The 11,570-nt window shown below is 51.4% G+C and carries 9 protein-coding genes and 2 pseudogenes; 8 read left to right on the forward strand and 3 right to left on the reverse strand.

The features are described 5' to 3' along the window. Window positions 1–182: 182 nt before the first annotated feature. Both ATB1_RS09025 and mfnA read right to left on the reverse strand, forming a co-directional pair. Window positions 183–1,226, reverse strand: a complete 1,044-nt coding sequence (locus ATB1_RS09025; protein ID WP_042663425.1) for an amidohydrolase family protein — start codon at window positions 1,224–1,226, stop codon at window positions 183–185. A gap of 172 nt (window positions 1,227–1,398) precedes the next feature. Further along, window positions 1,399–2,471: pseudogene (gene mfnA / locus ATB1_RS09030) on the reverse strand (tyrosine decarboxylase MfnA). 101 nt (window positions 2,472–2,572) lie between these two features. On the opposite strand from mfnA, the gene ATB1_RS09035 reads away from it, so the two are divergent. Beyond that, window positions 2,573–3,403, forward strand: coding sequence for a fumarylacetoacetate hydrolase family protein (locus ATB1_RS09035; RefSeq protein WP_042663413.1), 831 nt, complete (start codon window positions 2,573–2,575; stop codon window positions 3,401–3,403). Window positions 3,404–3,526: 123 nt separating this feature from the next. Continuing rightward, complete coding sequence (locus ATB1_RS09040; protein ID WP_082256359.1) at window positions 3,527–3,859, forward strand: Rieske 2Fe-2S domain-containing protein; 333 nt, start codon at window positions 3,527–3,529, stop codon at window positions 3,857–3,859. Window positions 3,860–4,185: 326 nt separating this feature from the next. Here ATB1_RS09040 and ATB1_RS20605 read toward each other — a convergent pair whose 3' ends face one another. Beyond that, entirely contained in the window at window positions 4,186–4,719 is a 534-nt protein-coding gene (locus ATB1_RS20605) for a phosphopantetheine adenylyltransferase (RefSeq protein ID WP_082256360.1), read from the reverse strand. 248 nt (window positions 4,720–4,967) lie between these two features. Here ATB1_RS20605 and ATB1_RS09050 point away from each other — a divergent pair, with 248 nt between their 5' ends. The 6 genes and pseudogenes from ATB1_RS09050 to ATB1_RS20615 all read left to right on the forward strand — a co-directional run. Continuing rightward, entirely contained in the window at window positions 4,968–6,449 is a 1,482-nt protein-coding gene (locus ATB1_RS09050) for an aldehyde dehydrogenase family protein (RefSeq protein WP_042663415.1), read from the forward strand. 475 nt (window positions 6,450–6,924) lie between these two features. Then, window positions 6,925–7,371, forward strand: coding sequence for a universal stress protein (locus tag ATB1_RS09055; RefSeq protein ID WP_042663416.1), 447 nt, complete (start codon window positions 6,925–6,927; stop codon window positions 7,369–7,371). Window positions 7,372–8,972: 1,601 nt separating this feature from the next. Next, window positions 8,973–10,043: a Cdc6/Cdc18 family protein gene (locus ATB1_RS20610; RefSeq protein WP_277813219.1), complete on the forward strand. Its 1,071-nt coding sequence runs from the start codon at window positions 8,973–8,975 to the stop codon at window positions 10,041–10,043. Between the two features lie 208 nt (window positions 10,044–10,251). After that, window positions 10,252–10,587, forward strand: a complete 336-nt coding sequence (locus tag ATB1_RS24575; RefSeq protein WP_394324769.1) for a VOC family protein — start codon at window positions 10,252–10,254, stop codon at window positions 10,585–10,587. After that, on the forward strand, window positions 10,574–10,747 hold the full coding sequence (locus tag ATB1_RS21980; RefSeq protein WP_157837731.1) for a hypothetical protein: 174 nt from the start codon (window positions 10,574–10,576) through the stop codon (window positions 10,745–10,747). The genes ATB1_RS24575 and ATB1_RS21980 overlap by 14 nt, the downstream gene beginning before the upstream one ends. A gap of 662 nt (window positions 10,748–11,409) precedes the next feature. Next, window positions 11,410–11,570, forward strand: a pseudogene (locus ATB1_RS20615) (IS6 family transposase); the annotation flags it as partial.

The raw sequence follows: 11,570 nt of genomic DNA on the forward strand, positions 1-11,570 counted from the left end.
GAACGCGCCCATTGTCGAACCGTTTCGATTGCCCTCCCAGTTCCAACTGTGTTATCTCGGCTTCTACCTTGATTTTCGGGAGGGTATGAACCACCTGCTAGAAATATCACCAGTCACCCACTCTACTACCGTCACTCGGCGAAAGCGGAACGCCGTGGCTTCTAAAAAAAAAACCTGTGTGCCTATATTCCGTACAGCTCAGCAGGGTTATCCTGGAGAATTTTCACCTTCTGCTCTCGGGAGAGACCATCGTTTTGCGACACTGACGTCGTCGAATCGAAGTCATGGTGCGGCCAGTCAGTCGCCATCACCAGTGAATCTTCGAGCTGGTTCTGTTCGATAATGTTACCCAGATCAGTGTTCCGGGGCTCCTCAAGTGGTTGCGTTCCGTAGTAGAAATCGCTCAGATACTCGCTCGGGAGTTTCGTCAGTCCTGGTGCGTCGCTCGACCGCTCCATAAACTCTCGGTCCATTCGATTCGCAAGCATCTGTACCCACGACTGACCTGCTTCAAGGAAGCACCAATCTATGTCATACCGCTCTGGGATCTCCTCTCCGATGATACTGGTAGCGTGCCAGAGTTTCGTCATTGGGTGGACAAGTGTGTGTAGCTCAAGGAAGGTATTGAATTTGAACCCGTTCGTTGGGAACCCAGAGTACACAGAGCTATCGGCGTGCAGCGTGATGGGCAGGTCGTGTTTTTCGGCCGCCTCGTAGATTGGCTCGTATCGCTCATGTCCGAGGGGGAAGTCGAGTCCTAGGTCTGCCATGAAGACACTGACTATGCCGTCCTCGTCGCCGAGTCGCTCAATCTCCGCAGCGCTCTCTTCTGGATGGTCCGGGACGATGTGGACCTTAGCGTAGTAGGTGTCGTCGTCGCGGACGAACCGATCGAGCGTGAAGTTGTTCATCGCACGCATGTACCCGATTCGGGCTCGAGCCTCGGGGATCTGGAAAATCTTGAATCCGGTCCCCGGGGAGAAAATCACCTTGTCGATGTTGAATTGCTGGCGTGTCTCTTCGTAGTCTTCCGCTTTCGAGATGGCACCGAGATCGTACTTGTGACGACCGCCGTTCGTCCGGTCCCAGCCGTCCCAAGGGATCGGGCCCCAGTCCTCCGGTGCGTTCCCGTAGCCGTTCTGTTCACGCTCTCGGAGTTCTTCGTCTTCCATGTACTCCATCAGTTCCTCCCACGTCTCGGACGTGTGAACCTCCGCGTCGTACACAGTCAGATCTTCAGTCAACTCTCTGTCCGCTTGAGCTGTCGAACCCATATGAGATGATTTCGCATAGTCTACTTATATTTTTCCTAGATCCAGCCCGCGGAACGTCACGTTTGGAGGAGTATAGCTAGAGTAAGCTGGAGAGAGTGATTTAGACTCTGATGACGAGATCTCTCTACGTAATAGCCTCTTCGAGGCGGTCGAAGTCCTCGAGAAAGGTGGCCAAGGTTGCTCGCGTAACGTGTGGCATACAGACAATGCGAAGTTTCCCAGTTGCCGTTCGGGCAATTCGCCACCCCTCCGCACGAAGGTCTCGAAACAGCGGTTTCGGAAGCTCAGCGGCCACCAGAGGCAGCGTCGGCGAAACCACGTTCAACCCGCGCATCTCAAGTTCGTCGGCTAACCACTCAGCGTTGGCCATCGACCGCCGGTACTGGGCGCGGTACTCGTCTGGCCACAATTCTGCAAGTGTAGCCGCCGCACTCGCGACTCCCGCGCCGGATCGGGTACCAGTGAGGGTAGCTTGGGCGGATGATTCGAGATACGGTGTGTTGACCGCGAGTACGTCAAGGGCAGCCTGCTCACGCGCAATGAATCCACCGGCGGGAACGACTGCCTGACCGAACTTGTGAGGTCGATGGTGAGTGTATCGATGGGTGCGTCGGAGAAGTTCCAATCGTACTCCGTGAAGGGAAGTACGAAGCCGCCCCAAGCCGCATCGACATGTACGAATGCACCGACCTCAGTAGCCAGTGTAGCTAAGGCAGGTATCGGGTCGACGCGACCGTACTCCGTCGAGCCAGCGACTCCGACGACGAGAACGGTATTTTCATCCACTGCCGCCGCAACCGCGTCTAAGTCGGTTATACGGTCTTCCGTGAGGGGAACCGTTCGTAGTTCGACGCCGAGTAAATCAGCCGCTTTGTGAAAACTGAAATGTAGGTGTTCGCCGCCGACTACGTTCGGTTCGTCCACATCGAGACGATCTCTAGCAGAGCGCACTGCCTGAATGTTCGCTTCCGTCCCACCGGAGGTCACGTATCCGTTCGCACCGTCCAGCCCCACGACATGGCCAAGTGCCTCGACGGTTCTAGTTTCGAGATCGCTCACCGCCTTGTATGTTTCCGGGTCGCCCGGGTTAGTTGCCTGGAAGCGTTGTGCGGCGTTTTGGGCGACGGGATGTGGAGATGTACACATCGAAGAGAGGACCCGTCCAAAGTCCTGCGGATGTTCAACTGTCCGCTGCATAGATTTGCTAGCAACCTCAATTGTTTAGTTGTTCCGCCCGGCCAGGACGAAATTTGAAGCCTCAATCTTTTTATCTCCCCGCGAGAATCGGTTCATTGGCAATGAAGCTCGCACGCTATAACGGCGAGAAGCTTGGCTTAGTCGATGGTGGAACGATCATTGACATAACTGGTGAATTCGAACTTTCCTCTAGTGACCCTCTCCGGGAATTCCTCAGCGAAGGGTACGATCTCTCAGATATCGAGGGGTCAGGGACCAAACAACCGCTTTCAGAGATTCGGTTAGAGGCCCCCGTTCATCGCCCCGGTAAAATCGTGGCCGCACCCCTGAACTACGAAAAACACGTCGCTGAGATGGGAGTTGACATGGACATCGCCGAACGAGGGTACTTCCTCAAAGCCCCCTCAAGTCTCATCGGTCCAAATGATACGATCGAACTCCCATACTCTGATGAACGGTTCGACTACGAGGTCGAACTTGCGTTCATCATGGGAAGTGATGTCAAGGACATTCCGGCCGAAGAGGTATGGGATAACGTCTTAGGTTACACCATCTTGCTCGATATCTCACTTCGTGGCGACCAAGACCGTTCAAACAGGAAGTCCTTCGACACCTTCACCGTCGTTGGACCGTTCGTGGTGACACCTGACGAAGTGGGCGATCCGCAGGCACTCGATATGGAACTCCAGCTAAACGGTGAGACGCGGCAGGCCGTGAACACCGATGACATGATTTACTCCTGTGCAGACATCGTCCAGTACGCAAGCATTGGCGCAACTATCAAAGCAGGAGACGTAGTCACGACTGGCACACCAAGTGGGGTTGGTGAGTTGCAGGCGGGAGACCGAATTTACGCACAAATCGAAAACATCGGTTCGATGGAGGTGTCCGTTACGGAGCGAGATCTCCGGTTCGCCGACTTGGACGTCTGAACGCTCAGACCAGCGTCTCGGGCGCCAGCCCCTTTTCACCCTCAGGACATGACGCTACTAACAATCTGGTATTGACAACTAAATCTAATTAATTTTATATTGGTGGATGGGGTCATTCGACATATGCAAGGAAACGAAGAGTTCCCTGAAGCGTACCGTAAGGTGTGCAAGACGAACGACATCCCAGATGACGAGGGCCATGTCGTGACCGTTGACGACGAGCAGATTGCCATTTTCGAGGTTGATGGAGAGTACCTCGCTATCACTAACACGTGCCCACACCAGGGTGGCCCGCTGGCAGATGGTCAGGTCAATGGGAAGACGGTTCACTGTCCGTGGCACGGGTATGAGTTCGACCTCGAATCCGGTGAACACGTTCAGGCGTTTTCAGACGACCTGTCGTGCATGACGTACGACCTTGGGGTTCAGGACGACGAGATCTATCTCCTGGTTTAATCGAAACGAGAAACCGAACACTGCAGGCAGTTGACCCCCAGAGGTCCCAATCGTCGGATATTCCATGGGTTTCTGTCCGCATAATCGAAGGTGATTTTTAAGCCAGTACACCACGACTCCCGTCGTGGATCACAACCTTGCTTCCGATGTCGGAACAGCTCTGCGCCACTCGTGAGAGATGGAGCCGTATCGCGGCACGTCGATGAATAACATACGTATCGAGTACTCAGGGTTCAACGTGCTACCCGCACCCAAATCAGGGAATGTCGGTCGAGCGATATCATCACCCGTCCCGTCTCAATAGCCGTCGAGAAACAGCAGCTTGTCTATACTGAGTTCTCAGATCCCGCCCCAAACATTTCTCGCCCGGTGCGTTCGGGTGTGAGATTACCGTGTTCATCGATTTCGCCCTTAGCGATTCTAGTCGAAGAGATGCGCTTGCCATCGCTAGCAGGTACGTGGTCCACGACTTCGATATGGAGGGGGTCCTGTCCCGCGTCCTGCCGTATCTCGTTTATTCGTTCAGCACCTCCCCTAGTCTCTCGAGAGACGACGAGTACCTCGAACTGTTCTTCCGTGGCGATACCGGTCGGCTTCGTGAGCTCACGAACCTCGAACTCGCGGTCGAACTCGCTAGCGAGGTCAGTTAATTCGTCCTCGAGTCCGGATTTTCTGACCCGAAATGAACGAATATATCGGTCCATGTGCCGGGTCTCTGGGGCTAGCGTGTCACTAGTCACCCCGACGGTCACGTTTCCTAATTCGAAGGCACGACGAAGGAGTACCCGATGCCCGTCGTGAATGGGGTCAAACGTGCCTCCAACCGCGACTTCCTTACTTCCGTGTTGCTCTTGGTTCATTTTCTTGGGTCGAATGGCGTACTCTCAATTCCCTTCATCTCTCATCCTCTAATCGAGCGGGGTACTTCTTAATCATTGTCCAGAACCTGTTGGACGACCTGAAGAGATCTCTCCGTGATGGCTCGTTCTCAATCTGTGCTCGGTAGCCGTCTCGGATTACACCGAACGTCTCCGGCTGCGTCAGTAATTAACCGGCAAGAATAACGCTTGCCAATATCATTATAATTAGATATGGACCACAGTATAACATGGCACAAGCCCCCATAGAGCCGTACGCCTTGGACAGCAACTGGGACCACATTTACACGAATGGGAAACGACTGCAGCCTCGTGGCCGCGAAACCCTAGAAGTGAATAACCCCGCAACGGGTGACGTCATCGCCGAAGTTCCCGTCAGTACGACGGACGACGTTGACGACGCTGTCGAAGCAGCCGTCGAAGCTCAGTCAGAGTGGGCTGCAATGCCCCCTCAAGCGCGTGCTGAGGTTATTCAGAAAGCACTCGGTATACTCCAGGAAAATGGCGACACCATCGCAGAGAGTCTAGTTGCTGAAGGTGGGTGTACGAGATTCAAAGCGGGCGTCGAACTCGAGCAGTTGGCTCCGGGAATTATGGCGGAGTCCGCAAGTTTCCCGACAAGGATGGTCGGGAAGACTGCCGATTCCGTTATCCCTGGCAAAGAACACGAAGTTCACCGAGAACCGGCCGGGGTCGTGAGTATCATCACGCCGTGGAACTTCCCCTTCCACCTCTCAATGCGGGCCGTCGCTCCGGCACTCGCACTTGGAAACGCCGTCGTGTTGAAACCCGACCCTCACACGCCCGTTACGGGTGGATTACTTCTCGCCAAACTATTCGAGGACGCGGGGTTACCAGCTGGCGTACTCAATGTCGTCCCCGGCGGCACTGAGGCCGGAGAGCGAGCCGTCTCACATCCGGATGTGAACGTTGTGTCCTTCACCGGTTCGACGGAAGTCGGTAAACAAATCGGAGAGGTCGCAGGGAGGGATCTGAAGGTCCAGGCACTCGAACTGGGCGGGAATAACCCTCAAATCGTCCTCAACGACGCCGACATGGATATCGCGCTCAATGCAGCAAGCTTTGGTTCGTTCATGCACCAAGGACAGGTCTGCATCAAGATCAACCGCCACATCGTTCACGAATCGGTCGCCGACGAATACGTTGAACGGCTATCGCAACGGGCCAAGGGATTGACCGTCGGGAATCCCGACGACCCCGCCGTCGAGATTGGACCGATCATCAACGAATCCCAGCGCGACCAGATGATGGAATTCCTCGAAGAAAGCGTTGAGCAAGGCGCAACAATAGAGACCGGCGGTGACAACGACGGACTGTATGTCGAGCCAACGGTCCTCACAAACGTTGCGAACGATATGCCAATCTCGTGTAACGAGCACTTCGGTCCTATAGCACCCATCATTACGTTCTCAGACGTCGAGGAAGCTATCGACATCGCGAACGATACGGAGTATGGGTTGACTGCCTCCGTTCACACCACTAACGTTCAGCGTGGAAAGTCGATTGCGAAGAGACTCGAGACCGGGATGGTTCACCTCAACGATCAACCGATCAACGACGAACCCCATATCCCATTCGGTGGGGTAAAGAACTCGGGCCTCGGGCGCTACAATACCGACGCGATCATCGATGAGTTCACCGAAACGAAGTGGATTTCAATCCAGAACAAGTCTCGCGAGTTCCCAATTTGAGGGACAAATCCCCCGGGCCCCTGCCAGCGACGTAATCGTCGCGATATTCTATGGCATCTCGTGATAACGAGTTACAGCCAGCCCAATACGTACAGCATGCGCCACACATCCGGGACACCCAATTTTGACTAACGGGAGATTATGATTGGTCGTCCCGGGCGACGATTTGTTCGGATCTGGTTATAGCGAGTCGCTCAGATTTCGCATACTCTGGCTCTTTTCTGACAAAAAGACGGGACACGGCCGGTCAGTACTTACTTCCCAGATTAATGATTGTCGTAGGTCGTGCGTACACGACGCATTCAATGGTTTGAGGAACGGACACTGAGTGCAACACTCCGGAAACGTAGGGTCGACTGGCTGTTCGGTCATGAAAAGGGGTACGAACTAGAGCAAGTTAAACATTGTCTGTCACGATACCCATCCCAGAACTAGTGGCAAAAATTACTTATAGTGTCCTGTGGTTCCATTGAATATGGTTGTACTCGTACCAGTTGGTGAGGAACCGAATTCAGAAGAAGCGGTCCAGTTAGCGTATGAGATCGCACAGAAGTACGACGACACGCTCGTCGCTTTACACGTGATCCCCAACAAGGAATTCGCAGCGTACAAGGAATCGTTGACTTCTCTGCCCGAGTTCGACGACTATTCGTTCACGCAAGAGGCAGACAAGGCCGCAGACATCGCCGAGAAAATCCTCGAGATTTATCTTGACGACTTTGACTCGACAATGGTTGAAACGCGGGGACGGGTGGGGAACCATTCCTCAGAGATTCTGTACGAAGCCGATTCGCTCGAACCACGTTTCATCGTAATCGGTGGACGTCGAAAGTCACCTGTCGGGAAGGCAATTTTCGGCAATACGATACAGGATGTTCTCCTAAACGCTCAAAGCCCAGTCGTGACAACGATGAGAGACTAATACTTCGTCACCGCCCTACGTTTTAGTCTGTCAAATTGGTTTTCGTAGGGTCAATCAAACTCTACACTACCAACTTACTAGGGTTCATCCTACGGTCGGAATGGTAAAGACACATTTTCGTCTGGCATACAGCTCAGGCCAACAGTACGTGTAGTGAGGAGTTCAGATTACAGTTCACTAATTGATTCGGCCCTGGTTCAAACCGGCACGCACAACCTCGAATACCTCCGTGCTGTTTTGAGCAAACTACCCCGTGCCAATGGGGCACAGGGACGTTCGATATTTCCATAGTCCTGAATAGCGCTTTTTACACTCGTATAGGTGTAATGGAAGTTGAGAACTATCATCGAACCAAAGACCGATACTACCCGAAAACCACATCCTAAGACCACTATACTGAGTCTTTCTGAATTCAAGCTCTTCGGTTCTTTTTGAGTAGCAATCTCTTCGAATACCGAACATAATTCGAGCACTATGTACAGTCAGCGCTTTCGACTTTCGTAATGAGACCCCCTCTCTCAGATCACAACGTAAGGGACACATGCTGGACCAAGTTCGGATCTGTACAAAGACGAGAATACCGAACGAGAGAGAGGGCAATCCATTACAATACTACTGCTGTGATTTTGAACTACATAACAATACTATGGTTGTAATTCCTAGAAGAGTATGATACAAATTGAATTCCGACTGTAGATCCTACTATTTGGTTTATTTTATCTCGTCTTGAGGAACACACAGTTTCTATTCACTCAGATCCTCAAACTACATCTCAATAAAAACAGTTTTTAAATATAGCCCAGCGCAGAACTGGTGTAACCATTGTTGAGGTCTGCTATCAATCCTCAGTCTGGATATATCGAACAGCCTGCGATAATCAGTCCGGTCACCTGTTTGTTGAGATCGCCCACATATTTAATACGATATAGAATAATGGTAATTATGGGGTTTAGCTTTGATCGCCCCACACAATCCCACAAAGTCCCGGGAGGGAGCGAAGCTATCTCGCCCGTGCCAATTGGGTGTCTCTGCAGTACCGGACTACTTCGCCATTGGGCAATGTCTGGCTTCCCAAAGTCAGGCATCTTTTAGCCGGGGTAATAGAAATACAGATTAGTCACAAATCGAGTTCACGATCACACCCATACACTTCTTTAACAAAGAATAGGTCTGAACAGTTATTTGAAATAAATACGGGGTAAATGTGAACTGAACCCATATTTCAACATGTAAGAGGGCTCGTTTTGTTTGTTCGAGTGTTGTACACCCAAATCAGAAGTTGGCAACAAATGGCCGCCGTCAATTGAGAGGGAACACTGTTACAGGCAAAGGCCGACATAGTACAGTATAGACTCTCACGAATCTGAAAACAAACAAAACGGCCCCTACCAGACCTACTTAAATGAGGCGAACAGAAAAAACAAACAAACAGTGGCTATAAGTTGCAAGGCCACGTTACACAATATCACAATGGGGTTGTTTGCAGATACTACAGGAGATTTCTGGAAAGCGAAGTATGCGCTTAAGGAGGAGTATCAACCAAACGACATTCTTGAACGAGAAAAAGAAATTGAGTCATATAAATACTCTCTAAAAGGCTCATTCACCCGGGTGACGAGCCGAACGATATCATTCTGTACGGGAAAGCAGGTGTAGGGAAAACTGCAGTCACCCGGTATATTCTCAACGAATTATGCAAAGCAACAGAAGAACACGATATCGCCAAGCCGGTTCACGTCCACTGGCATAATTGTAACAGAGAATCAATATTTTCCACTATCCGAACGTTACTAAACAATTATCTACCAGACAACGTGGAGAAAGTACCAGAGCGTGGGTTTAGTTACTCCAATATCCGAGATCGGTTCTTCGACACAATTGATGCAACAGACGAAAACCACATTATCGTACTTGATGAAATCGACCATCTAGATGGAGTCAATGAACTACTCTACGATATCACTCGAGCACGCTCGAATGAACACCTTATTGATGCTCATATTGTTGTGATTGGGATCTCGAATAACTACCGCTTCCGCAGTCAATTATCCCCAAAAGTACAATCCTCATTCCAGGAGGACGAAATTCGGTTCTCGACATACAATGCAGACGAATTACGGGGGATTTTGGAAGAAAGAGCCAAACTTGCGTTCTACCATGACACGTACGATGATAGTGCGTTGGCACTTGCAGCTGCAGTTGCATCAAAAGATACTGGAAGTGCTCGTCAAGCAATCGACCTTCTTCGAAAAGGAGGCGAAATAGCGGAACGAGAGGTCACATCAACACCATACATTACTGAATCCGACATCAAAAAAGCCCGGGAAGAAGTAAAACGAGGACGATTAAGTGATAAAATTAGTGATCAACCTGCACATACTCGTCTAGCACTTGAAGCGATTGCTCACCTCGATCTCCACAACAAAACTCCTGTGAAGTCGAAGGTCATAAAGAAATCATATGAAGAGACAGCAGAAAAATACGGTGAGGAGCCGCTGACAACGCTTGAAGGGCTACGAAATCATCTGAGTGACTTAGTCATGTTGGGGTTTTTGACTCAAGAGGAGGATAATCAAGGCCGTGCTGGCGGCCGTTCCAATGTTTATTCTCTGAACATGGATTCATCGGTTGTAATTGAATTGTGTGAAGAAATACAAGCACAGATGATATAGTAGTCTACAACATTCGCGACACCATGTTCTACCCAGAAGGTAGATTAGGCACGCTACAGCTGAATCTAAACCCAAGTGTCCGTCAAGAAATTCCGTCTCACAAATTAAAAGATCTTCCTAGGCTCTGTTATTCGACCATTTGTATTGTATAAATCGGGGGGGTCTTTGACTTATTACCACATAACAGTATATAGCAGACCCACAGCGGATAGAACATGCTAGTATTCAACCCGAGAATATCGAGGAGGCGATTGACTTCTACACGGACGGCCTAGGCCTCGTCGAAATCGCCCGGGAAGATGGGACGGTCTACCTCGGTACTAGCCTCACAGAGAATTTCGAACTAGCCGTAACTGAAGGTAGAGTCGGCATCGAACACGTTGCGGTCCGTGCGGACAACGATGCTGTCGTCGACGACTACGAGAATGAATTCGAAGGGGCGGACGTCGAAACCAGTGGGTCGACGACAATGAACCCAGCCAGTTGGCCTGCGTCCGGTTCAAAATTCCGTCTGGCACCCCCTCGAGATCGTGACTATCGCTGACGAGGACTGCCCTCACCCAAACGTCTCTGCAGCAGGTCGCGTCGGGCAAGCACCGTCCTCTATCGACCACATCCGGCTGTTCACACCCGGCATCGACGTGGACATCGAAGTCCGCCGAGATAGCGTCAGTATGTGTTTCTCGAACACCGCTAGCCGATAGACGACATCAAATGGCGTTCGCCCGCTGTGGCCTCCTTCACCACGATATCGCACTCAAAGCCATGCCTCCGAATAACCCCGACCACACGAGTCTTCACCACGTCGCCTGGGGATTCGACGACATTGGCCACCTGAAAGTATTCCTTGACACTATGGCGGGACGTGGAATGGAGTTCGAAGCGGCATCGGTCACCTCCTTGTTGACAACAACCTCTACACCTACATCTGGGAGCTCAGCGGAAGCTGCTTCGAATTCTGCACCGAAATGGCCGTCGCCAAAAGCACGACCCAATGCACTCGAAAGACTATACTGAGAGTTTCGTGAACTCATCTTGAAATATGTCGTTCATAACATCAAGCGTGCCGCAATATAGCCAAATCAACCGCAGTATGGCGATTTACCAGAGCCAACTACTCTAATACCGAATCGACTCTTACCGGATACAGTGAAACGGCGGAATCTGTCGATGGATTCGCGTGTAGTCTAAGAGGATGATCAGATAGGGCTTCTACTAGCCTGCCTGTGGGACCAAACGTCACTTCGCCAAATCTCCCTCCGTGGGTGCGAGGCCCCGTTGAATACGTACTCTGTATTGCACGCACTACCGGCACTGTCTAGTTAAGCCAGTTTGAGAAGCGAGCAGGTCATTGAGTGAATTGGCTATGTCGCTCGCAGACCTGCTCAGCGAGTGCTTTGCGACGGATTTAGAAGAAACTTGGGAGCGTGAAGCTGGACGGCTGTTCTCTCAGAGAGACAAAAGAAATTCTTCGATTGCTTGACGTTGAACGGTCTCATCAAGCTGTTTGGCAATGGKACATCGGCT

This window comes from Haloferax sp. ATB1, from assembly GCF_000730175.1.

Bases quoted from the DNA above. Each gene is read 5' to 3' on its own strand.
- ATB1_RS09050 (WP_042663415.1), top strand. From the start codon at position 4,968: ATGGCACAAGCCCCCATAGAGCCGTACGCCTTGGACAGCAACTGGGAC.
- ATB1_RS09035 (WP_042663413.1), top strand. From the start codon at position 2,573: ATGAAGCTCGCACGCTATAACGGCGAGAAGCTTGGCTTAGTCGATGGT.
- ATB1_RS09055 (WP_042663416.1), top strand. From the start codon at position 6,925: ATGGTTGTACTCGTACCAGTTGGTGAGGAACCGAATTCAGAAGAAGCG.
- ATB1_RS09040 (WP_082256359.1), top strand. From the start codon at position 3,527: ATGCAAGGAAACGAAGAGTTCCCTGAAGCGTACCGTAAGGTGTGCAAG.
- ATB1_RS20605 (WP_082256360.1), bottom strand. From the start codon at position 4,719: ATGAACCAAGAGCAACACGGAAGTAAGGAAGTCGCGGTTGGAGGCACG.